Below are 616 nucleotides of genomic sequence, written 5' to 3' on the forward strand. Positions count from 1 at the left end.
CGCTTCATCGCTTGACCATATAACCCCAAAGGGTCTGTCAATCGATGATGTCACGACAATTGCCGGATACGCTTGAAACGTATCTTACTTTGTCAGCATGATATACATTGTTAAAGAGCGTTAGAGCAAAAGCTCTAAGCGAGAGACTTGATATCGCCTGGTGGCGAACAAGCATCTTGCTTAGAACTTGACGACTGTTTTACTCGAGATGAGAAATGGTGGAGCCTAGCGGGATCGAACCGCTGACCTCAACACTGCCAGTGTTGCGCTCTCCCAGCTGAGCTAAGGCCCCATATCGATTTGGGTTGTTGACTAGAACCAGCTGAGAAATGGTGGGTCTGGGCAGATTTGAACTGCCGACCTCACCCTTATCAGGGGTGCGCTCTAACCAACTGAGCTACAGACCCATTTGTCACGCTGGGTCTTAGCATTTAACCCAAACAGTCACTGCTCTTGCTTGATCAGGTAATTCATTGTGAGCACTTACCGACAGTCATATGACGTGTCGTTTAAGGAGGTGATCCAGCCGCAGGTTCCCCTACGGCTACCTTGTTACGACTTCACCCCAGTCATGAACCACACCGTGGTGATCGCCCTCCGAAGTTAGGCTAACCAC

General features: G+C 49.7%; 2 tRNA genes and 1 rRNA gene. All 3 read right to left on the minus strand.

The annotated features are described in order from the left end of the window. Nucleotides 1-216: 216 nt before the first annotated feature. Nucleotides 217-292, minus strand: a tRNA-Ala gene (locus KUW00_RS06485). Nucleotides 293-330: 38 nt separating this feature from the next. Continuing rightward, a tRNA-Ile gene (locus tag KUW00_RS06490) sits at nucleotides 331-407 on the minus strand. Between the two features lie 103 nt (nucleotides 408-510). Further along, nucleotides 511-616, minus strand: a 16S ribosomal RNA gene (locus KUW00_RS06495); the annotation flags it as partial.

The sequence above is a fragment of the Halomonas sp. DP5N14-9 genome, from assembly GCF_019802175.1.
Classification (GTDB): domain Bacteria; phylum Pseudomonadota; class Gammaproteobacteria; order Pseudomonadales; family Halomonadaceae; genus Halomonas; species Halomonas litopenaei.